The 21209-nt window shown below is 38.7% G+C and carries 17 protein-coding genes; 2 read left to right on the top strand and 15 right to left on the bottom strand.

Annotation, left to right across the window (positions count from 1 at the left end; genetic code table 11):
- Window positions 1-221: 221 nt before the first annotated feature.
- Together R2Q94_RS05530 and R2Q94_RS05525 are read right to left on the bottom strand one after the other, a co-directional pair.
- Window positions 222-1280 (bottom strand): serine hydrolase domain-containing protein, encoded by a 1059-nt coding sequence (locus R2Q94_RS05530; RefSeq protein ID WP_316820447.1) that lies wholly within the window; start codon window positions 1278-1280, stop codon window positions 222-224.
- Between the two features lie 152 nt (window positions 1281-1432).
- Window positions 1433-2569, bottom strand: coding sequence for a helix-turn-helix domain-containing protein (locus R2Q94_RS05525; protein WP_316820446.1), 1137 nt, complete (start codon window positions 2567-2569; stop codon window positions 1433-1435).
- A 252-nt stretch (window positions 2570-2821) separates the two neighbouring features.
- On the opposite strand from R2Q94_RS05525, the gene R2Q94_RS05520 reads away from it, so the two are divergent.
- Entirely contained in the window at window positions 2822-3085 is a 264-nt protein-coding gene (locus R2Q94_RS05520; RefSeq protein WP_316820445.1) for a hypothetical protein, read from the top strand.
- A 156-nt stretch (window positions 3086-3241) separates the two neighbouring features.
- On the opposite strand, the gene R2Q94_RS05515 is transcribed toward R2Q94_RS05520, so the two are convergent.
- The 10 genes from R2Q94_RS05515 to R2Q94_RS05470 all read right to left on the bottom strand — a co-directional run bounded on the left by R2Q94_RS05515 (window position 3242) and on the right by R2Q94_RS05470 (window position 17739).
- The gene (locus tag R2Q94_RS05515; protein ID WP_316820444.1) at window positions 3242-4348 is read right to left on the bottom strand and encodes a PepSY-associated TM helix domain-containing protein; all 1107 of its coding nucleotides are present in this window, start codon (window positions 4346-4348) and stop codon (window positions 3242-3244) included.
- On the bottom strand, window positions 4329-7019 hold the full coding sequence (locus R2Q94_RS05510) for a TonB-dependent siderophore receptor (protein WP_316820443.1): 2691 nt from the start codon (window positions 7017-7019) through the stop codon (window positions 4329-4331). The genes R2Q94_RS05515 and R2Q94_RS05510 overlap by 20 nt, the downstream gene beginning before the upstream one ends.
- 105 nt (window positions 7020-7124) lie before the next feature.
- Window positions 7125-8096: a FecR family protein gene (locus tag R2Q94_RS05505; RefSeq protein ID WP_316820442.1), complete on the bottom strand. Its 972-nt coding sequence runs from the start codon at window positions 8094-8096 to the stop codon at window positions 7125-7127.
- Between the two features lie 96 nt (window positions 8097-8192).
- Window positions 8193-8765, bottom strand: coding sequence for an RNA polymerase sigma-70 factor (locus R2Q94_RS05500; RefSeq protein ID WP_316820441.1), 573 nt, complete (start codon window positions 8763-8765; stop codon window positions 8193-8195).
- Window positions 8766-8832: 67 nt separating this feature from the next.
- Window positions 8833-9699 carry a glycerophosphodiester phosphodiesterase family protein gene (locus R2Q94_RS05495; protein ID WP_316820440.1) on the bottom strand — a complete coding sequence of 289 codons (867 nt, stop codon included), beginning with the start codon at window positions 9697-9699 and terminating at the stop codon, window positions 8833-8835.
- Window positions 9700-9701: 2 nt separating this feature from the next.
- Complete coding sequence (locus R2Q94_RS05490) at window positions 9702-11003, bottom strand: metallophosphoesterase family protein (RefSeq protein ID WP_316820439.1); 1302 nt, start codon at window positions 11001-11003, stop codon at window positions 9702-9704.
- 9 nt (window positions 11004-11012) lie between these two features.
- A complete protein-coding gene (locus R2Q94_RS05485; protein ID WP_316820438.1) occupies window positions 11013-12485 on the bottom strand; it encodes a SusD/RagB family nutrient-binding outer membrane lipoprotein in 1473 nt (490 codons plus the stop codon).
- A 12-nt stretch (window positions 12486-12497) separates the two neighbouring features.
- Window positions 12498-15950, bottom strand: a complete 3453-nt coding sequence (locus R2Q94_RS05480) for a SusC/RagA family TonB-linked outer membrane protein (protein ID WP_316820437.1) — start codon at window positions 15948-15950, stop codon at window positions 12498-12500.
- A gap of 98 nt (window positions 15951-16048) precedes the next feature.
- A complete protein-coding gene (locus tag R2Q94_RS05475) occupies window positions 16049-17092 on the bottom strand; it encodes a FecR family protein (protein WP_316820436.1) in 1044 nt (347 codons plus the stop codon).
- A 92-nt stretch (window positions 17093-17184) separates the two neighbouring features.
- Complete coding sequence (locus R2Q94_RS05470; RefSeq protein WP_316820435.1) at window positions 17185-17739, bottom strand: RNA polymerase sigma-70 factor; 555 nt, start codon at window positions 17737-17739, stop codon at window positions 17185-17187.
- Window positions 17740-18072: 333 nt separating this feature from the next.
- Here R2Q94_RS05470 and R2Q94_RS05465 point away from each other — a divergent pair, with 333 nt between their 5' ends.
- Complete coding sequence (locus R2Q94_RS05465) at window positions 18073-18570, top strand: hypothetical protein (RefSeq protein WP_316820434.1); 498 nt, start codon at window positions 18073-18075, stop codon at window positions 18568-18570.
- Between the two features lie 66 nt (window positions 18571-18636).
- Here R2Q94_RS05465 and R2Q94_RS05460 read toward each other — a convergent pair whose 3' ends face one another.
- The 3 genes from R2Q94_RS05460 to R2Q94_RS05450 form a co-directional block, all read right to left on the bottom strand.
- The gene (locus R2Q94_RS05460) at window positions 18637-19074 is read right to left on the bottom strand and encodes a GNAT family N-acetyltransferase (RefSeq protein ID WP_316820433.1); all 438 of its coding nucleotides are present in this window, start codon (window positions 19072-19074) and stop codon (window positions 18637-18639) included.
- A gap of 157 nt (window positions 19075-19231) precedes the next feature.
- A complete protein-coding gene (locus tag R2Q94_RS05455; protein ID WP_316820432.1) occupies window positions 19232-19480 on the bottom strand; it encodes a hypothetical protein in 249 nt (82 codons plus the stop codon).
- 77 nt (window positions 19481-19557) lie between these two features.
- Window positions 19558-21162, bottom strand: coding sequence for a serine hydrolase (locus tag R2Q94_RS05450; RefSeq protein WP_316820431.1), 1605 nt, complete (start codon window positions 21160-21162; stop codon window positions 19558-19560).
- Window positions 21163-21209 lie beyond the last annotated feature (47 nt).

Genomic DNA, 21209 nt, shown 5'->3' with positions numbered 1-21209 from the left:
ACAAAAATTACTTATTATCAAGCTTTTATCAAAAAAAATGCCAGCTGACAATTTGACAACAATTAGGAGTCAAGATGCAGTTTTAACTGAAAATATTTCAGTATTCCCTTGGTATAATTTAAAAACAGGATGGCAAATAAAAGTAGTATTTACGACAAAATGCACCTCCTATGGGTGCATTTTATAAAAAACATAGCTCCGTATAAATCTTTACAGTATAATTATTTCAAAGCTATCCTATTAATTTCATTCAATAGGTTATTTCTCATTTGTGAATTTCTTTGATCCAATAATATTATAATTCCCCAATTTTTAGCCCTGTTGTAGCAAATGATTGTAGATTGTCCCATAGAATCACCTGATTTCATATAAAGTGTGTTGTGATCGTCGCCTACAATATTGAGTCCTAATCCCAATGCTCTTTTTTGATCTTCATAAAAAGTCTTTTCTGATAGGATACTCGCTTTTCCGAAGGCACTTTTCTCATCTAAAACAGCCTTCAAATAGGTAACCATATCTGCAGAACTGGATTTTATCAACCCCGCAGCGGCCATGATATTCCATTTGAAAAATTCCTGAACTCCACCCTCTGGATTATGGGCAGTTGTTAAATTTTTCACATTAAAATCCTTTGTTAGGGTATTTTTAAGCTTTAAAGGCTTTACCATTTTGAGGGTAACAATTTCATCGTAACTTTTGCCATATACATTTTCCAATATCTGACCAAGTAAAGTATAGCCAATCGTTGAATAACGATATTTACCATAGTCTGCCAGTTCAGTGCAATTATTGATGATCCCCGCTAATGTTTCTTGATTTACATTATCTACTGGTTGCTGAGGGTTTTCCGCTATTAACTTTGCAAAATCAATATCGGGCAAACCAGATTGATGAGAAGCCAAATCTGAAATTCTAATTTTCCCCTTAATTTGGTTTTGCAACACGTATGCTTTAGGAAGATAGTTGTCGATATAATCATCGATTTTAATTTTATGCTCCACAACCGCCTGTGCAATTAAATTTGAAGTTAGAATTTTAGTGATAGATGCAAGTTCAAAAACAGCGTTTTTATCAATTGGAGTTTGACTTTCCGCATTCAATTTACCATAAGCCGTATAGTGTTCTTTATTATCTTTAATAAAACCAACACTAATACCTATGTTAGGATTCTTTTTATAATTATCCAATAATATTGAATCAATTTGTTTTGTAATATCCTGACCAAATGCAAAGTTGGCGATTAATAATAGTGCTGCTAGAAGTTTTACTGAAGTTTTCATTGTATCGATTTTAGATTAAAAATTTAGTTCGATACAAACATGAGGAAGAATTTAAGGCTATGCGACCGAATAAAAGAACTCGAACCCATTTGTTAAAAAAAAAGAGTACGAGTAATTAATACTACGCGTACGAGTAATTACAAATTACTATATTACAGCGACTTACGGTACTCAGTTGGCGTATAACCGGTGTGTTTTTTAAAGGCCGTATTAAAAGAAGATTTTGAGTTAAATCCTACTTCATATAGAATTTCTAAAACAGTCAACTTACTTTTTGACAAATCTTTTAGAATATCCATTGCACACTCGATGCGATAGGTATTGACAAAATCATAAAAATGCTGATTCAATTTATGGTTAATTAAAACAGATAGATCGCGGACAGGGATTTTAATCTCTTTCGACATATCCTGAATGGTTAAGGATGGATTGAGATATGGCTTTTCCTCCAGCATATATTGTTTTAATTTCAACAACTCTTCACTGTATTCCTTTTCGACCACCAGCACTCCTCCGGTACTTTTATCTTCGGAGATGATATTCCTTACCGATTTTAATTTCGAATCTACATTTCTAAATATTCCTGGATTATTCAATGCTTTATACAAATACCAAAAGATAATAACCAGTTCAAATATAAGTAGGCCAACTTTTAACAATTCAGACAGCTCTGGATAACTACTAAACTTAAAAATGTTTTTGAACAGCGCCACGGAATAAAAGGTAGACAATGCCACTGTAAATTGAAAAAGCCAATTAAGCGATTCCATATTAGGACCGGTATAATTTTCGAGATATATCTTTTTTGTCCTTCTTATGAGTATAAAAGCCGCAATTAAGTACCCTATAATTTGAATATGCAGGGAAATATGATTCAACTGAATCTCAAACATTCTGCTGCTGTTTTTTAGAAAACTAATTTTAGAAATTAGATCGACCATATAAAAACGAGGAAGCAGAATCAAATTGGTAAACACAAATGGAACTATATGTATTAAATGTTTTGGTTTCAACTTAAAGTCAAAATAGCAGACAGAGAGTACATATAAGTAAAATGTAGGAAGTTGCAGAAAAACGAAAGAGCTTAAAAATACCCTTACTGCCAATGGGATTTCATAAAAATCTGTAAGATTTCCTATGACATCTACTGCAGTTAGCAACAGCGAAAAAGCGAAAAGTCGATTGCTTAACTTATGTTCAGTTTTAACAGTCAACAACAACAAAGAGAGAAATAAAGAGATAAACGCTGTGAGTACAGAAGTTGTAGCTAATAAATTAATTTTATCCATTCATCAATCTTTATTTATACCCATGTCATTTTCTTAGGGTCGTTTGGCGAATTTAACTAAATTTTGGAATTATTAATTACTGAGATAAATTATTCCGAAGCCAGTCGATGACTGAGACGAATACCAAATAATTAATGGATACCTTCATCTAAACAACTATTACGATATTAAATATCAACAAGATTGTTCTTATGGCCAATTTTTTGTTAATATTGAACTACACACAAAAACCACACACAAATGAAAAAGCTAATGATAATATGCTTAGCCATGATGTTGCTTAGTTGTAAAGTAATGTATGGCCCAACACCAAAGTTTACAATGGGAATGTCGGAAAAGGAGTTCAAAGAAAAAAACAAATCGGAAATGGTTTTAGCTACAGAAGATGGAGAGAAGATTTTCAGAATGTACAATGTATTAACCGATTACAGTTTTTTCTATTTTAAAAATGGAAAATTAGTTCGATTCGAGAATGGAAACCACCCGGATGACTATAAATTCGGTCCGTTACTATAGTAATCATACAATAAGGTGCAAAAAAAATTGCACCTTATTGTTTTTAAAATTTCATCCTAATATCAAAATTTTTGAAGAATAGAAGTTATGGTCTTGTTTCTTTGAATTGATCGTATTATGAAAATAGCCAGGTTATATAAAGGCAAAAATAAACGTTTATTTTGTACTTCTCCCCCGCTTCCACCAGATCAAAAATCCTGTTACCGGTAGCGATGCCGCAATCAATCCTCCAAGAAAAGCAAGGATTTTCCCTGTTAACCCTAGAACACTACCGGTATGGAGATCATAATTCATGGCGATCAGCTTGCTTCCTATTGGTAGCTGCTCAAAACTTTTACCATGCTGTAATAACTGACCACTATATCTGTCAAATTTGTATTGTTGTCTATCATATAATCGCATTTTATCCTGGTAAGCCGAAACATTCACGGTTCCACTTTTGGCTGCAGGAAAATTATATAAAAAATATGCGGTATGAGGTGCAGCATTCATCGCCTGATTTAGAATCGAATCCACCGGCATCTGACCCATTAGTTTTGTGGTATCCGAAAGTAATCTTGTTTTTTTTTCTGTGGTAAAATCAAAAGACCACATCAATCCTGTTAAAGCAATGACCATTAGCAACAGGAAACTGTAAAAACCAAAAACATTGTGCAGGTCATAGTTCAACCGTTTAAACTTCGCATCCCATTTCACCTGAAAACTTTTCTTCAGTTGTTTAATCTTCCAGCTTTTCGGCCACCAAAGAACCAATCCTGACAATAACAAAATCACAAAACAAACAACAGACCAGCGAATAATGAAATGGCCAACCAAATCCCCTAATAGCAAATTCATATGTAAAGCCAAAACAACAGTAAAAAACTCGGCCTTTGCATTCTCCTTAAAAACTACTTCAGCAGTATAAGGGTTCAGATAAACCTTATCATAATACTGGTAATAACTCCAATAACCGAAGGCTTTTTTGTCCACTTTCAAAGCCCGGAACATATAGGTCCGTCCAGGAGTTTGAGAAAGTTCCGCACGTGAAATTTTATGTGCTTTGCCTATAGCTTTTTCTGCTATTGGCAATAACACACTCAATGGCAAACGTGATTGTGCAGGGCTTACATACAAACGATCTTTATAAACTAGGTCTTTTATTTCGTCCTGAAAGGCATATATCGCTCCGGAAATACCCAATATGAACACCACTGACCCGGAAATTAATCCGAGCCAAAGGTGTATTTGTCTAATGGTTTTTTTAAAATTTGAAAGTGACATTCGCGGCAAAGGTTCTTGGCATTTGTGGGCTCAATACGCCCTGCCCTGTAAAATATAATTCATTTGCCAGGTTATCGACTTTAAGTCCTAGCCTGTATTTTGGTTTATCGTAAAACACCGTAGCTGTGGCCATGATATAAGCAGGCAAGGTAAATACTCCAGTAACTGCGGAGTTTCCAGTTTGGTGTTTACCTATGTAATTTACGCCGGCACCCAGTCCCAATCCTCTAAATTGACCATGTGGAAGGGCATAGCTGATCCATGAATTAACCAAAGTTGCAGGACCGGCCGCAGCAGGTCTTCTTCCTTTCAGATCAGCAGCTGCGTCCAGCCATTTGCTGTAATTATAACTATAGCCAGCAATCACATTTAATCCCTCAATTGGATTGGCAATCAGCTCCAGTTCTACACCCTGACTTTTCTGAGTACCATTTTGCACAGTAATCCGGTAATTATTACCGTTTACGTTTACCGTTTCCATATACAAGCTATTCTTCACTTTAATATCATACACACTTGCTGTAAAACTTAATTTACCGTCGAACAGATCTGTTTTAACCCCTCCTTCCAACTGATTGGCATGTTCTGGTTTAAAGGTATTTGAAGCACCTGAACCTTCTGGTTGTGTTACAGGAGCAGGGTTGCTAAAACCGTTCATGTAATTCCCAAATACAGAAACCCTATCTTTCAGTACCTGATAAACCAGCCCAAGTTTCGGGGATAATGCAGTTTGCAGGTACTTTCCAGAACGCGTATTCGTATTTTCATTGAAGGTTCCTTTAGTTTGAAAACGGTCTACACGAAGGCTCAGCATAGTGATCAATCTATCCGTTATATTTAATACATTTGAAGCATAAGCACTATACACATTGTTCTCTCCATGGTTTTTAGTTGGCAAGGCGGTGCTTGCAGCTAATCCAGCTTCTACTGCTGAACGGGAGATATTGTAGTAATTTGGATCATTTGGATTGGTACCGCTCACTTTGTCGAATACCAGGTATGGGGAATTGTTATTTTTAACTGTCTGATTTAAATAATCCAGCCCCACAACAATTCTATTACGTAATCCAAATAACTTAAAGTCACCATTAAAATTCTGTTGAATATCTGTAGAGGTGTTTAAAGAGTTCTGTAAGGAAATATTTCGCTCCAACATTTCATCTGTAGCACCTCGGATAAACTGATATTGATAAAAGCCATCCGATTTACGACTATTTGTGGAGAAAATAGTTTGAGAAGTCCATTGATCTGACAGTTTGTAATTCACCTGGCCTTTGATGTTCACTGTAGGATTTTTCATGGTCAAATCCTTATTCGTATAAGAACGTTTCCAATCGTAATTTAATTCTTCAGGTCTGGTTGCAATAAAAGGACGTGTGCGAGGTAGAAAAATCACAGCCGGACTGGTACTTTTTAATTCTGAAAAACTCGTATTTAAGCTAATGTTCAATCTATCGTTTACCCTGTATTCTATTACTGGTGCCACAAAAATTGATTTTCTGAAGCCTACATCCTGAAAACTGTTCTGATGCTGATAAGCTGCATTCATTCTAAAAAGTAATTTTTTATCCTTCGTTACTGGTCCATAAACATCAGCAGTGAAGCGGTTTAATCCATAACTGCCGGTGGTGTAGCTCAGTTCTCCACCGAGGGTATCTAAAGGTTTCTTTGTTACTATATTGATCAAACCACCATAAGATACTACTGAGGCGCCAAATAACGTTCCTGAGGGCCCTTTAATCAATTCTACACGTTCAATATTGGCAGGATCTATTTCTCCATTGGTTTGTGAAGGGACACCATCCATCAAGGCTGCTTCCACACGAAAACCACGCATACTGTAGTAAGTAGCTCCAGCAGTATTGATGCCCCTACTGCCCTGGATTTTATAAACACCCGGACTATTTTTTAGTGCCATACTAAACTCAGTAACCATTTGCTCATTTAATAATGCTTTAGGAATAGTCGTATAAACTTGTGGATTCTCCAGATTACCCAATGGCATTTTTGCAGAAGTAGTCGTTTTCTTTACCGAAAACTTATTGATACCTCCCCCATTGATGACTACTTCATCCAGCTGCTCATTGCTTTCAGCTAAGCTGAAGTTGACCACAACAGTTTCCCCTGCCATCACCTTTACATCCTTTTGTTGTGGAGCCAGTCCTACAAAACTAGCAATCAACTTATAGTTCCCTGCTTCGATGTCCTTCAGCACATAGTTACCCTTTGAATCTACCTGAACACTTTTTAATCCTTTTATCCCTACGGTAACAAACTCAGCGGGTTTACCATCTTTGGTTTTGACACTTCCTTTGATATTTCCTTTAGCTCCTGAAGTTTGTATGGTGATTTGTGTTCCATTTACGCTTAAACTCTTCAACTGACCAGCGAGCAAATCCGACAAAGCCTCATTCAAAGTCTTATTTTTAAGATTCAGATTTACTCTTTTCTGTAAATTTAGCTGCGTATTACTATAGGAAAATTGAACACCAGCAGCATTCTCGAGGGATTTCAGTGCATCGCTTAGCGTAACATTGCTCAATTGAAGTGTTACCGGCTTTTCCAAAACCGTGTTTTGGCGGGCAAAGCTGCTATTGGGCAGATATAAAATAAAGCTAATGAATAGCAGGAATATTACAAATTGTTTGTTTGGGGTACATTCTTTGTACATACTTTTGTTTGTTGTTAAATTGATGATGAGTTGATTTTTCAATAGCCCGGTATGAAGTTGGCCGACTGAAACCGGGTTTATTTATATAGATTTGGGTTGGAATGATCAATAAAGAATAAATGTTTGTCCCTCCTGCCTGTATTTGAATTTTACAGCGAAGCTCATGCTTTCCAGCACTTGTTTTAAATTTGGATTATTAAAATTGCCTGTATATCGTTCCTGAGCGAGCTCTGTTCTGCTAATCCTGATCTTCACATTATACCAGCGTTCCAAAGTCTGAGCAAGTTCTTCAATGGTTAAATTATCCAGGAGTAGTTCATTGTTTTTCCAGGCGATGAATTTACTTGCATCCACCTTTTGAACGCTCATGATGGGCAATGGTGAAGATGAATCAAAAATCCCCCTGGTGTTTGCCCTAAGGATGGTTTCCTGCTGACCAGATTTCCCCAGAAACCGAACCTTTCCTTCCTCTACCACTACTGAAGTAGCAGTTTCAGTTGCCAGTGCCCTAAGATTAAACCTGGTTCCTAACACTTGTACTTTCGTTTTTGAAGTTTGGATGATAAAGGGTTTTGATGGGTCTTTGGCTACCTCAAAATAGGCTTCTCCAGAAAACTCCAATGTTCTATGATTGCCTTTAAAACTTTCCGGGAAACGCAAAATGCTTTCCGCATTCAAACAAACCAAAGTCCCATCTGGTAACTTTACCTGTAACTTCTGCCCCTTAAGTGTTTTTATCGTTTTATAAACCAGCGGAGTTTTTTGTGAAACATGCTGTTCATTGTTAAAATAATAGATACTGGCTATCCCCATGAATAACAGGAAACAGGCCACGAGTTGTAAAATCAAGCGGTAATTATGTAATCTAAAGGAAGTGCTTTTTACGGGTGAAATCACAATATCATAGCGATTTGAAATCTTCTTCCATCCTTTATCTTCCATGACGTTGAGATCAGCCTCCACTGGAAAACTCATTTCGAAGTCGTCTGACTCCAGCCATTGTTGCACTGCATCCTGCTCCTGCGGATTGCATTGCCCCAAATGATAACGTTCAATAAGTTCTTTGGAAATTAGCATAAATATTGGACCCTTTAATGTGCCCATATACCTTAAGCCGGATAACTACTGTTTTTTCCTAGGTGGTTTTTATAAAAAAAACAAAATAATCTTCAACTACCTGAATTCCTGAAGATTATTTCTCAAAAAATTCATCGCTTTATATAGGTGATACTCTACTGTCTTTTCTGAAATCGACAAAGTAGAAGCGATCGTCTTATTGTTCATCCCCTGATCCTGACTTAATCTGTAGACTTCCCGACACCTGCAAGGTAATTCAGCGACCAGCACATTTAGGTTCCCATTCAGTTCATTGAATAAAATTTGTTCTTCTGTACAGTTTCCTGATCCGCAATAGCTCTTTAAAGCTAAATTGATGTGCTCCCGCCGATTGTTACTCCTTCGGAGATATTCAAATGCTTCCAGCTTTGCTGCGCGGTGCAAGTATTGTGCTATGGTAGTTTTAATGAGCAGTTTATGACGACGTTCCCAAATGGAGGCGAATAGATCCTGACTAATTTCCTCAGCAATCTCTTCATCCCTGGTGTAATGAAAGATAATTCCGTAGACATTTTTCCAGTATTCCCTATAAATACGCTCAAAGCCTTGCTCATCAATCTGATGAATACTAAGGGGAAGTTCTTGATCCGGACTTGAAGGAGATCTGGTCACTTGATTAATTTTGCCCAAAGCTAATTAATTAACTGGAATCAATCTAAATAAAAGAGCGATTTTATTAGAAACCGCTCTTATTGAGCTAAAAAGGCTTCATAAAGGTATCTGGCGCATTTTTACCATGCCGCAGATGATTTGTTTTTAAGTAATTAATCAAAGCAGCAGGGTGATCTGTTTGAACGCCCTTGATTCCTTTATCCATTGCAGTTTTCCAGATCTGTGGTGTTTCATCTGCCATCTGCACATCCAAAAAGACGGATAAGCCATTTTCTCTTATTGCATCAAGAGGCAATTCATTCGGAATATGATCCGTCGCCTCTAATGGCATCACCTTTAAAAAGGAATGCAGCTCCTCTACAGTTTTTATCTTTTTTGGCAGACCCGACATCAATGGCATCTCTGGAGCAAGTGCCCTCCAGGATTTATATTGTGTGTTATTATTGATATACACCAATACTTGTTTTTCCATTCCTGCAGCACTAATTTCATGATATGCCTGCTGCACATCGGCAGCTTTAAAATCCAGATAAATATTAATCCGGTTTTTGCAGACTTTTAAAGCATCCTTAAACGTAGTTAACCGATATAGTTTTCCATCCCTGGCATTGAGACTGAGTTTTTCAACTTCATCCAGGTTCAGCTCCTGTATTTTCCCTCTACCATTTGTGGTATGGTCTACTGTTTCATTGTGGATTAAAACCAAATGACCATCACGGGTAGTACGAAGGTCTAATTCTACATAATCAGCGCCTAGCTCAATCGCTTCCTCAATTGCTGCGATACTATTTTCAGGTTTTATCAGATGGCTTCCCCTGTGGGCAATTACTATAAAGCCATTTTTACATTTGGGCAGCGGTACTATTTCCCGCTGTCCAAATGCGATAAAAATGAAGCAAGTGAAGGTCAGTGTTAGCAGACTTCTTTTGCGATTCATTAACATCATCTCCATAATTATTGATTTTCAGCAGGGTTCCTATTTGTAAATTCTGCGGCACGATCTCTCGTTGTTTTTTTCAGAGAAAAAGCATCAAACAATTCTCCAGAGGTCTTGTAAGCCTCAAATTTTAAATTCGCTCCGTCTACATGAATGGTTTGAAAAAGCTGTGTATTTTCCAGGGATACATTCATCCACCTGGCACCATCTACCTTATACATTTTAGGTCCGGCAACTGAAACCAGGTATACTGGCCCACTGGCTTCTCTGCCCGACAATCCGCGGGGAAGATTTTGGCCGCGGCTATAGGTATGGTCATGTCCCTGCAACACAAGATCAATGTGATACTGGTCAAATAGCGGTTTAAATCGCTCTCTGAACGCTTTATTGTCTCTGCTTTTGGCAGTAGAAAAGATAGGATGATGAAAGGTAATGACCGTCCATAACTGCTTGTTCTCTTTTAACACCTTTTCCAGCCATTCATATTGAATTTTAGCCGAAGCCTCATCTAAAATAATCATTTGAGAATCTAATGAGATGACGCGAACGTTCTGATAATCTACATAATAAACTGATTCCTCCAGTCCCTTAGGTCCATTACCTGGCAGGGTGTATTGTACCCCCCAATGCGGATCCAGAACCAGCTTTCTGGTGCTGTCTCTCACATATTCATGATTCCCTGGTGAGGGAAGACTAGGGATCATGCCATTGATGAAGCCACCTCCATAATGCCATTCTCCCCATTCCTGATCATTATTGGATCTATTGATTAAATCTCCGGTATGGATGATGAATCGGGCATCTGGCTGATGTGCAAATGCTTTACGAATCACCCTGGACCATTTGGAACGGATATCATTTTGAGCATCTCCCAGATAAATAAATGAAAAAGGTTTATTAGTATTGGATGCTGTTGTGAATTGAAACCATTCACTCCAATGTTCGCCAGTTCCTACACGGTAAGCGTAAACTGTTCCTGGTTTAAGGTTAGAAAAAGTAACCTGATGATATTTTGCAATGGCATAATTATTTCCACCAGAAAGCACACGGGATCCGGCATCATAAGTGGTAATTGATTCTTCCAGAGCGGGACTGGAATCCTCCGCTTTAATTTGCGCCTTAGCTGCTGTAATGGAGGTATCGGTTCGCCAGGTCACCGTCTGACTGACTTCAGGATTTCCAGTCCAGGTTAAAATCACACGGTCTGGAAAAGGTTTCGGATTAAAATCCTGAGCATAGATTTTGCTAAGGCCTGCTGTTACCAGCATGGCCAGGAGCGAAATTGATCTTTTAAAGTTATTCATATTGAAGTTGATCATTTTTATAGTTTATTTTAGATACCACATTAAAGTGGATTCTTTGTCGGCTCCAAAGACAGACACTGCTTTTTGGTAATTCTGTTTATTCTTTGCGCTTTCAGAGTCTGGAAAAACATAGCGTTTTGGGATTCCCCGACCAGCAGCAAGCGGTCCAGTGACGAAAGCAGGGTAACCAGTACGACGCTGATCAAACCAGCCCTCTGCGCCTTTGAACAACATGGCCATCCATTTTTGGGTGATCAATTGCTCTTGTGAACCATCATACTTCACAATGGCTTGTTCATAATAACTTGGCGGAGCAGTTAACGAATAACTGGTCATTGATTCCTTAATCGCCTTATAATACATCGACTCTGCAGTTTCTCCAGGCACAGTTAGTCGTCCTTTCTGCATCGCTTCGGCCAAAATAAAGCACAGCTCTGTATAGGTTACCAAACTGGCTTTCAACAAAGGATTTGAACTGCCACCATTCTTTCTAAAAAAGCTGGAAGAAAAAAGAGATACATGATCCTCCCCTCCATTGTATGCCGAAGGTGCGTCAATGGCATTGGGTACTCCAACATATTTATTAGGATCTACTGTTGATCCTGTTGTATTTTTCACTGGTTCTACCCAAACACCCAATCTTGGGTCATTTCTTTGTACAAGACGATCCACCAACTCCTTACTTACTTTTGTTTTCTGGTAATCAAAATCAATCATTGCCAAAGGACCACCAGGCCAGCTGTAGGATGCCAGGTTACCCAGGTAGGGAATTTCAGCATTATCAGCACTGCTCTCAAAAATGGGAAATGCCGCTTTATCATTAAGAATTTCCTGCATTTCGGTATATGCAGATGCATAATTTTTGGAAATACGCAACAACATCCTTAAGCGTAAGGTGTTGGCAAACTTACGCCATTGCAAGGCCTTACCTTTAAACATCACATCTGCTTTGGCATTAATTTCCGGTATCGACCCCTTTAATAAATCATTAGCTTCCCGTAGCTCTTTTAACAGGTCTGGATAGATCAGCTGTTGCTGATCATATTCCGGATAAATCACATTGTTCTCTTTAGATTTAAGCGCCTGATAATAGGGCATATCACCATACAAGTCAGTCAAATAACCAAAATTAAAAGCCTTAATGATTTTGCCAATGGCCACATATTGATTTTCGGAACGCTTCTGTGCGGTTTCCATGAAAGTTTTGTTGACAGATAAGCGGGCATAAATGTCGTCCCAATCCACCGGCCCCCAATCAAAAAGGTCGTAACCTGTATTTCGGACTAAAGTCAGGTAACGCGCTGCTGATGCAGGTCTTCTGCCCACAGCATTCTCCTGATAGGCATAAGCAGTAGACAGCACCACTTCAGACATCAGGAATTCTGTGTTGGTGGTTTCCGGAGAATTTGGGTTGGTATTGATTTCTTCAAAATCTTTAGTGCAGGCAGCCAGGAGGCTTGCAAACAGCACCAGAATGGTTTTATATTTGAATTTCATTTCTGATTGTCATTAAAAATTACAACTTAATTTAAAGCCAAATGAGCGTGTTCCAGGAAGTGTCCAGTGGCCAACACCTCTCTTAAACCCTTCCGTTACACTCATCGTGCTTTCGGGATCATAACCTAATCCATTAGCCGTCCAGGTATATAGATTTCTTCCAATCAGTGAAAGCGAAAGGTTGCTGATCGGGAGCTTACGCAATAGTTTTTGATCAAACATATAGGTCAGTGAGGCTTCTCTTAACTTTAGGAAAGTTGCAGAGTAGGTTAAGCGCTCATAATACTTATTGTAAGTGTTATTGTAAAAATCTGAGGCCGCAATAATCACCTTATTTTCAGCATAGGTGCCATCAGCATTGGCAATAAAACCAGGGATAATCATTCCGTCGTTCCTACTTCTCCCTTGTGAGTCTACCCATGGTAAACCGCCAGTTTCAGCATCTCTCCCTATTAGTGTATTGTCTGTTAAACCTGCATTGATCAAGCTCTTTACGACATAAGAGTAAAAATTACCTCCTTTACGCCAGTCGAGGAGCACATTAAGGCTGAACCGTTTATAACTGAAGGTATTGTTAAAACCAACTGAAAAATCAGGATTGTAGTTTCCAACTTTTAGGTATTCACTATTGTTGCGGATGTAATGCCCGGTTTTATCCAATAGCGCTGCACCTGCGTTTGGCCCCTTGGGTACTTTAGTATAGCTTGGGGTATAGAAATCTCCTATTTTTGTCCCTTCTTTAATCAGGTAACGGATATTATCACCATCAGCACTTCCCATTGAATACTCAGGCAGACCTTCCATCAGGGAGATCACTTTATTTTCATTTCTTGTAAAGTTCACATTCATCTCCCATTTAAAGGCTGCTTTTACTGGAACCGCGAAGAAGCCAATTTCCCATCCGCTGTTCTGAATGTTGCCCGCATTGATGAGTCGATTTGAAGCACCGGAGGCAATGGTTGTAGGAATATTGATGATCTGGTTTCTTTTGTTTGTTTTATACCAGGTCACATCCAATCCCAGGCGGCTATCGAGAAAGCGCAAATCTCCACCAAACTCATAAGAAGTCGCAATTTCTGGTTTTAGGAAGTTGTTTTTTAGGTTGAATTCAATTGTTGCTCTTTTCACATCCCCCCAATCCTGGTTAAATGGGACAGTATTGTACAATTGATATGGATCAGTATCGCTACCTACCTGTGCCCAGTTGGCTCTGATTTTAGCAAAAGACAGTACCTCGGATTTGATTTTAAACACATCGGTGAGAACTGTACTTAAAGAAACTGATGGATAGAAATAGGAGTTATTTTCTGAAGGCAGCGTGCTGGACCAATCGTTTCTTCCAGTTACATCCAGAAATACCATATCCTTATACGATGCATGTCCCATACCGTACAAACTATTGATCCGTTTACGGGAGTTGTATTGCGAATTGGTAATTGTTCCGGCCTGAGCATTGTTAATGTTGTAGATCCCAGGAATACTTAAGCTTTCGGTACGCTGAGCAGTACTTCTGGAAGTTTGATTCATCTGGTTACCGCCTACCGATAGGCTAAAAGACCAATCTTGATTCAAGATTTTCTTATAACTCAACAGGAAATCTGTATTCTGTTCCTTGAAAAAACTATTATCTACACCATAACCACCGAATTTGAAGCGCTTGGAACTAAATGGACGTTTGGTTTCATGCTGTTCATTATACATATCTAGTCCAGTACGTGCCATAAAAGTCAGGTCATCGGTCAGGTCAATTACTGCCTGCAAGTTCCCGGTAATGCGGTTTCTATCGTAGCCATTAGTATGTTCGTAGGCCACAAAAAATGGATTATCCGAATCATCCGGGGAGAATTGCTCCAGATTTTCACGTCCTGGCTTCCAATAACTCCTCAAATCATTGATATTCATATTGGGTGGCATGGAATAAAGCATCTGCGTTACACTCTCCCTATAAGCGGATGGACGATTGTCACTCTTATTGTTTACATAACCCAGGTTGGTACTGATTTTCACCTTTGGATGCAATACATATGTTGCAGCCAGGTTTAAGGTATTCCTACTTAGATCTGTATTGGGTACAATTCCCTTGTTCTCCATATTCGTGAAGGACAGTCTGTAATTACCAGCATCATTTTTACCTGTAATTGCAATGTTATTGGTGTAAGTAGAACCCGTTTCATAAAAATCCTTAACACGATCACGATAGGATACCCAATCTGTAGGCACTGGTTTTCCATTGGCATCCAGCGGACTGTTCCATTGCAGGTGTTTGGTACCAATATTTAACCTGGGTCCCCAGGCTGAACTGGTAGAAACGGACTCGTCATCTGTAAATTCTCCTGCACCAAACGTAGTTTGAAAATGAGGGAACATCCATGCCTTATCATACACGGCACTGGAATTAAAACTTACCCCTAATCCTTTTTTACTTGTTGCGCCACTCTTTGTGGTAATCAGCACCACACCACTACCAGCTCTACTCCCATATAAAGCAGCCGCACTGGCACCTTTCAGGATGGTGATGGTTTCTATATCATCCGGGCTGATATCAGCAATCGGACTTCCATAATCCACCGAAGAGCGTCCTACCTCCGATGTTGCCCTTAAAGAATGTGCCACTGGAACACCATCCACCACAAAAAGAGGCTGGTTATCATTGGCAATTGAAGATTGCCCGCGAATTGTGATAAAGGCGGATGAGCCTGGGTCAGAACCTGTACTGACCACATTTACTCCAGCTACCTTTCCTGCCAGTGCATTGATGACATTGACTTCCGGAGCTGTACTTATATCCTTCCCTTTAACTGTTGCAATGGAATAACCCAACGCTTTTTCGGAACGTTTAATTCCCAATGCGGTAACCACTACTTCTGAAAGTGCAGTTTGATCTGGTACCAGATGAATGTTAATGACCGATTGGCCATTAATGGGTATCTCCTTGGTTTGATAACCCATCATTCTATACACAATAATAGCAGAGGCATCCTTTACATTTAAACTATACTCTCCGTTAAAATCAGTAACAGAAGTATTGTCCAACCCTTTTTCGATAATATTAACACCAGGTATTGGCAAGTCCTTCTCGTCGGTTACTCTTCCCTTCAGCCTAATTGCTTTTTTTATGATGATCTGGTTTTGCTGGACCTGATAGGTCAGTTGCATCGGTGTCAACAAGCGCTGAAGCAAACTGCTCAGCAACTCATTATCCGCCTTAAAATCTTCTACGTAGCGATTTAACACGGCCTCTTTATTGGTATAAACAAAAGAGAGTTTGGTTTTTTTTTCGATGTTTTTAAGTAAATCGGTTAAGGTACCATGTTTAAATCTAAAGCTAATCCGACTATTGAGTTCCTGCGCTTTTACAGGCGAGGCCTGCCCGGCGAAGAGCATTACAGAGAGGAAAATAGAGACCAGGGTAAAAAAACGCATTACTTTAAAAATTAATTGATTAGTCACTGCGGACTTTTTCATAACTTTGAATGTTTTAATCATTGATGGGTTAAAATAAAATTGAAATTCTTAGCCGTAAGCGTGCTGCAACATGCTTCGGCTATTTTTTTTTATACTGTCTAATTACATTTACCTCCTTTTATATAAATTTTCTGTTTGTTAATGCTGTATCTGATATTTAAAGTCATTCGAATGGTCTGTAATACTTCATCAATATTCACGTTACCAAACTTCGCCGTGAGTTTACAATCTTTAAACGGCTGGTCAGTAATGATCTTCACTGCGTAGCGACGTTCCAATGTTTCAAATACCTCTTCCATTGGTGTTTGATCAAAAACCATTTTTCCCACTCTCCAACCGATGGCTGTTCGGGCATCATCCAGGCTTTCACGAAATAGGCGGCCTCTTTTTAAATCGTATCCTGCTTTTTGATTTGCGGTTAAATAAATGACTGCCGACTGTCCACCCGCCGAATCTCTGGATACTGCAACCTTACCAGTCAGTACGGTTACCTCAGGACTAGATTTTGCCCATGAACGTATGTTAAAGCTGGTTCCCAATACCCGGGTCTGGATATTTGAACTCTGTACGATAAATGGATGGTTTGGATCGCGTTTGACTTGAAAAAAAGCCTCTCCATGGAGTTTAACTGTCCTAAACGAGGCTTGCTTAATGTTACCAGGGTAGCTGATGCTACTTCCTGCATTAAGCCAAATCTCAGTACTATCCGGAAGAACTATATTGGTGATTTTTCCAGGGCTTGAGGTTTTAGTAATCCAGGATGTTTGCTCAAGTCCTGGATGGCTTTGCTTATTTTCATGGAAAAGAATAAAGATGGCCATAGCTGCCAAAACTGCAGCTGCTGCACCAGCCCAAATTCTGAAGGCATAATTCTTTTGAGGTTTTTCGCTTTTAAGCCGGCTTTGATCTAAAGTTTGGAGCTTAGATTGAATTATTGAAAAACTAGTTTTCCAGGATTCTGTTTGAGGCATTTCAGCGGTACTTTCCCAAAGCCAGATGGCCTGATCCAATTCCTGTTGGTGTAGCGGGTCTCTTCTGAGCCAGTCCTGTAAACGCTCCTCCAAAATTGCCATCTCCTGCACATTGCCCTGCTCCTTTACAGCTAAATAATTGAGTACTAATTTCCAGATCTCATGTTCCATTGTTATGCTTTTTATAACTAGAAGACAAGACTCGGGCAACGATTACGGGCCGAAAAACGTTAAGGTTTTATTAAGAAATGGTTAAGTATCATTTATCTGAATTCAGCTTTATTTCTCAGGACCCTTTCCTGCAAAAACTGAAAGCCTTTAACCAGATGATCTTCTACTGTCCGAACGGAAATATCCAATAGAGTTGCAATCTCCTTATAACTGAAGCCTTCAATTCTATACATATAAAAGATCAGGCGTCTGCGCTCCGGCATTTGATCGATCAAATCGTAAAGCATGCGAGCGCTATCCTTATGAACATAGCTTTGATATGGATCTGCTTTACCATCTCTGATTTCCTGGACTTCTTCTTCCTCGATCTGCTGATAGTTTAGTCTGGAAGTTTTATGATAATTATTGGCACCATTTTTTACGGATCGGAACAAATAAGCTTTTTCGTTTACCATTACGACCTTATTTTTCCATATCGCAATAAATACATCATTTAAAATGAGTTGTGCTTCTTCCACATCTTTGACCAGATAGATGGCGTACTTTTTAAGCGTAGGATACATACGGCGGTAGAGGTCTTCGAATGCTTTTCCATCGAAGTCATTTACATGATCCCCATTATATCCGAGAGTATTGTTTTCGCCCATAAAATATGAAGCAAAATTATACTAAGCAAATGACGGGGATATTAACAAACTGTTAAATGACGCATGTAACCAGGTATCTAGATCCCATACTAAACTAATGATCCAAATTCGCATGCATTTGAGCCACGTACATACACGAACCAGAGATCCCAATTCCCGCACTTACTTCATTGGAAACAATAATCTCATCAGCTTTGATGCGTATTGACCTAAAATACTCCTTTGGAGGTATTTTATGCGCTTGAAATTTACCCTAATTTTAGTAGAATAATGCTAGAGATCAATACCACATCATAAGCATAGAAATATGGTTTTATTTAACCTATCAAAATTATGAAAAACTATAACGCCCTTAGACTAGCGCTTACCATGATTTGCGCTATCTTTTTACTAACTGCCAAAGGACAACATAATGCGATTCCCGGTTCTTATGATGGAATTTGGGCGGGATTATTAGAAAATAGTAAAAAGGATAAATTAGTGATCATTGTACAGATATCAAATGGTATGGCCACCAAATACAGGTATAATCAAGAAACTAAAAAACTAGAAAAATATACTTTCCCCAAAGAAGCAACAATGGCTGTAGGAAACAACCTGAGTTATACTTGGATGAATAAGGGAGGCGTTTGGTCAGAGACTCAAACACACATGATTTCTTACCTTAGGCCAGATGTGATCAGGTGCAGACTAATTCGGCAGGTTACAAATGCACAGGCAAGTGAAGATGATCCGGATTTAAATGAGGAGTGGTCTACTTATTTTATGGGCACTTTAGATCGTTTCAAATCTATCCAGGAATTAGAAAACACTTTGAAAAGCGATGGGTAAATAAGCGTTTGAAGATAATTTCTATTTCAAAACATGAGGTATTAGACTGGATCAATAAGGTCGATTTTATCCATTGATCCAGTCGGCATAACTCAATTCAAATTTGGCTTCACCATTGGCATAAGTACCAACCAGTCTCCAGCCTTGAAGCGCATAAAAACGCGCTGCACGGGTATTTGGATCTGTCCCCAAAACGACCTTATCTTTAGTCTGTTCAAAATACCAATTCATCATTAACCGATGTAATTCTTTACCTATTCCTTTTTCGGCAAAATCAGGGTCTACAAACAATGCCCATACACTCTTATCCAACAAGTCAATGATGGAGAAACCAACCATCTTGCCATTCACTTCACAAACCCAGCCCTTCCCTTTCACAGAAATGTAATAGGCCACATCCTGATCTGGAACCAGGTCCGGGTTACTTAGCGTATTTTCTTTCACCAGGTGCCTTACTACCTGGATTTGTTTGATATCTGAAAGTTCTGCTGTTCTAAAAATCATATTTTCAAACCTACCAATCATGTCGACATTTATTCAGAGGATGAATCCATAATCATTCAAAAAATGGTTCATAAAAAACTATTATTCATTTTAGATCAACTTACTTTTCGGGCTAGATTATGCTCATCAGTGTAGGTTGTTATCCCTTAAAGCTATTTTACTTCAAGTTCCGTTCCTTTAGAATTTTTTCAAGCTCTTGATTATGATTAGAATTATTAAACAACTTATATGCAAGAAACAAAGGAAGTAAGGTCAGAAAACCTAAACTGTTTTTGACTATGCTGAAAATCACTATGCCAATTGTCAGTCCAATTATTGCTGCATTGATTATGGAGGCGGATTTCATTTTTTTTGCTTCATCCAACAATTCCTGATCTGTTAATTCTGATAGTGCTTTCTCCTTCATTAGTACGGATTTCAGTTGTTATGTGATATTTGTCAGGATCTTCATGATAAATAAACGAAAAAAATACATTCTTTTCTCTATTCACCTAAAATTGCTGGTAGCAAATACTTTTCTACAATCTCATCAGCCTGGCTGTGAGCGAATGCTTTACCGTAAGCAGAAGCGGTAATGACAATCACAATGGGCAGATCATTGAACATATAGATCTTGTTTCCACCATTCCCACTACTGTAATATACCTGATAAGGTTTACCAGCCACAATAAAATCTTTATTCCAAAAAAGAAGTCCGTAAAAACCTGGCCTATCGGCTGGAAGTACTTGCAATGGTGAAAAACTTTTCTTTACCCACAACTTTTCAAGTAGTCGTTTTCCTTCGTATAGCCCACCATTTAAATACAATTGGCCATACTTCGCTAAATCCAATGCACGTAACCTTAGTCCGCCACCACCAAAAGGCTTGCCCTGAGGTGTCCTAGCCCACTCAAATTTACTTATACCTAAAGGTTCAAAAAGTCTGCTTTTAGCAAATCCTTCCACTCCATTAGGAATCTGCTTATCCAGAATATCCATTACCAAATTGGTTCCTGCGGTAAAATAAGACCAGCTTTTACCATTTTGTCTTGCCGGATCCATAGGAAGATCTAAAGTAAATTTTGTATAGTCTGCTGTGGGATACATGTTCTCTTCATTTCCTACAGAACTTTCCACATCATCATTCCCCTCAAATGCAGCACTCATACTCAATAAGTCTACAAGTCTTACACTATCCTTTTTCGAACTGTAATTTGCATAATCCTGAAGCTTATAAAACTCCTTTAACATCTGATTTTCAGAGTCAATATATCCATCCCTGATGGCCATTCCAGTAAGTGTTGCTGTCATCGATTTACTCACCGACCTGGGATCATGCAACGTTTCTCTATTTTCTCCGTTGTAATATTGTTCCAGAAGCAATTCCCCCTTCTTTAAAACTACAATACCGTTAATCATCCGATAAGTCTGCTCGGCGATCTTTGTGTTTAATGCAATAATCAATTCCTTGTTCAGTTTCGCTTTGGAAAGTTTAAAACCGCTTCCTGCAGCAATTGGCTGAGGTATCATTTTCAACGGATCAACGATCCTGGGTACCCTCTTCATATTGATTTTTGCCTCAGCTAAGGTCGAGCTATGTTTTATTGCATTTTGTTCAACATAGACCTTAAGCCTTATTTCCAGTACCTTTGGCTCTGCGCTTAAAATCGACATTCCAGCTTTTGCCATAAAACGATCCCAAAGGTTAATACTCCATAAGCCCGATCTACTGGAACTGATCAGAACAATATCCAGCGGGCGATTTGTCACCTTATCCTGAGGTAGGATAGCACCTGGTCCGAGATTTTCAGAATAGACCTGTTTTCCATCAACATAAAAATCAAAGCTATAATTACCAATAGCTAATAATTCCTCAGCTGTCAATGTAGGCGCGAGTTTGGCAAGCTCCGCTTGAAGGGAGTTCTCGGGTGACAACAGCAGATACAAATCCTTGTCTGAACCAATATTATAAGAAGAGATGGCTAGCGAAGCCTGTCCTCCCTCCCTCTTAGGTCTAAAATCATAAAAATCCAGTTTCTGTGCATAGGATCCCAATGCAAGAAAAATCAGCGTAAATAGAAAAACAGTGGCATATAATTTCCGTATCATAAATTAGTTTTGAACAAAAATAGAGTTGTGAGTTTGCATAAAATAGA

The sequence above is a fragment of the Pedobacter gandavensis genome, assembly GCF_032678465.1.
GTDB lineage: Bacteria > Bacteroidota > Bacteroidia > Sphingobacteriales > Sphingobacteriaceae > Pedobacter > Pedobacter gandavensis_B.
Note: the sequence above shows the minus strand (reverse complement) of the source record. Positions and strands in the feature narration are given on the sequence as shown.

Excerpts from the sequence above, each read along its gene's own strand:
- R2Q94_RS05460 (WP_316820433.1), bottom strand. The coding sequence starts at position 19,074 with ATGATTTTTAGAACAGCAGAACTTTCAGATATCAAACAAATCCAGGTA.
- R2Q94_RS05495 (WP_316820440.1), bottom strand. The coding sequence starts at position 9,699 with ATGGAGATGATGTTAATGAATCGCAAAAGAAGTCTGCTAACACTGACC.
- R2Q94_RS05475 (WP_316820436.1), bottom strand. The coding sequence starts at position 17,092 with ATGGAACATGAGATCTGGAAATTAGTACTCAATTATTTAGCTGTAAAG.
- R2Q94_RS05455 (WP_316820432.1), bottom strand. The coding sequence starts at position 19,480 with ATGAAGGAGAAAGCACTATCAGAATTAACAGATCAGGAATTGTTGGAT.
- R2Q94_RS05480 (WP_316820437.1), bottom strand. The coding sequence starts at position 15,950 with ATGAAAAAGTCCGCAGTGACTAATCAATTAATTTTTAAAGTAATGCGT.
- R2Q94_RS05510 (WP_316820443.1), bottom strand. The coding sequence starts at position 7,019 with ATGTACAAAGAATGTACCCCAAACAAACAATTTGTAATATTCCTGCTA.
- R2Q94_RS05530 (WP_316820447.1), bottom strand. The coding sequence starts at position 1,280 with ATGAAAACTTCAGTAAAACTTCTAGCAGCACTATTATTAATCGCCAAC.
- R2Q94_RS05505 (WP_316820442.1), bottom strand. The coding sequence starts at position 8,096 with ATGCTAATTTCCAAAGAACTTATTGAACGTTATCATTTGGGGCAATGC.
- R2Q94_RS05520 (WP_316820445.1), top strand. The coding sequence starts at position 2,822 with ATGATAATATGCTTAGCCATGATGTTGCTTAGTTGTAAAGTAATGTAT.
- R2Q94_RS05485 (WP_316820438.1), bottom strand. The coding sequence starts at position 12,485 with ATGAAATTCAAATATAAAACCATTCTGGTGCTGTTTGCAAGCCTCCTG.
- R2Q94_RS05465 (WP_316820434.1), top strand. The coding sequence starts at position 18,073 with ATGAAAAACTATAACGCCCTTAGACTAGCGCTTACCATGATTTGCGCT.
- R2Q94_RS05525 (WP_316820446.1), bottom strand. The coding sequence starts at position 2,569 with ATGGATAAAATTAATTTATTAGCTACAACTTCTGTACTCACAGCGTTT.
- R2Q94_RS05470 (WP_316820435.1), bottom strand. The coding sequence starts at position 17,739 with ATGGGCGAAAACAATACTCTCGGATATAATGGGGATCATGTAAATGAC.
- R2Q94_RS05490 (WP_316820439.1), bottom strand. The coding sequence starts at position 11,003 with ATGATCAACTTCAATATGAATAACTTTAAAAGATCAATTTCGCTCCTG.
- R2Q94_RS05515 (WP_316820444.1), bottom strand. The coding sequence starts at position 4,348 with ATGTCACTTTCAAATTTTAAAAAAACCATTAGACAAATACACCTTTGG.
- R2Q94_RS05450 (WP_316820431.1), bottom strand. The coding sequence starts at position 21,162 with ATGATACGGAAATTATATGCCACTGTTTTTCTATTTACGCTGATTTTT.